Source organism: Mucilaginibacter sp. P4_E8 (assembly GCF_056401495.1).
This window is the reverse complement of the sequence record NZ_JBFUJG010000420.1, coordinates 1-934: the sequence shown is the minus strand read 5'-3', so window position 1 is coordinate 934 and position 934 is coordinate 1. Positions and strand designations below refer to the sequence as shown.

The window sequence follows — 934 nt, the reverse complement described above, 5'->3', positions numbered from 1 at the left end:
CGTTTGAACCGGTTATTAAGGTGAATGTGAGAATAGTCATGTTGTTAGAGTTAATAATTATGATCCAGGATGTTAAGGATGAGTTCCTGGGCCTGTTTTTTTCTTTTTGTTTTGATAGCCTGGAAAAGGTCTGCGTGCAGGTAATGGCTCATAGCAAAATGCCCGATGCCCCGCGTCTCGCGTTCGGAAAAAAAAGTCCGGATAGTATGTGTGAAATTTTGATAAAGAGAGGCGAGTACCTTATTATGGGACGCATTGGCTATAGCCATGTGGAAAGCGATATCGGCATTGGTACAGGCTGGCCTGTCCTCTTCGGTAATAGCCTGTTTCCGGAGTTTAAGCTGTTTTTCTATTTCTTCCAGCTGCGCCTGTGTATGGTTTTCTACCGCCAGCCTTACAATTTCCTGCTCCAGTAGTTTCCTGACTGCATTGATCTCGTCGAAATCAGCCACGCGCAACCGCCCGGTCATATTCTCCTCCGGCAAAACCTCGTTAACAAAAGTGCCTGAACCTTGCTGAACTTTCAGCATACCGGACATGGCCAGGCTTTTGATCGCCTCACGTATGCTTGACCGGCCTACTTCATAAACTTTCATCAACTCAGGCTCAGCTGGTATTTTTTCTCCGGCCTTGTATTTTCCGTCAAGAATATCCTGTCTGATTTTTGCAGAAACCTGATCTGATAATTTTTGATTTTTCATTGTTGTCAATTACGATACAAACATACGATGTTTTTATTAAACATCAGATGTTTTAAAAATATTTTTATAATTTCACGGTCATATTTAACCTTATTGCTGTAGTTGCCGATATGCCGGCTGGAAAAGATACACCGATGGACCCTAATGCCCCGAAAGCGGTAGAAAAGCCACGATCCAGAATCTTCGGGTAAACGGTACTTTGCCTTATAATAAAATAGGCGGCATTTATTATT

1 protein-coding gene is annotated in these 934 nt (G+C 42.6%); it reads right to left on the bottom strand.

The features are described 5' to 3' along the window. Window positions 1-50 precede the first annotated feature (50 nt). Window positions 51-701, bottom strand: a complete 651-nt coding sequence (locus AC1DRQ_RS31865; protein WP_477430212.1) for a FadR/GntR family transcriptional regulator — start codon at window positions 699-701, stop codon at window positions 51-53. Window positions 702-934 lie beyond the last annotated feature (233 nt).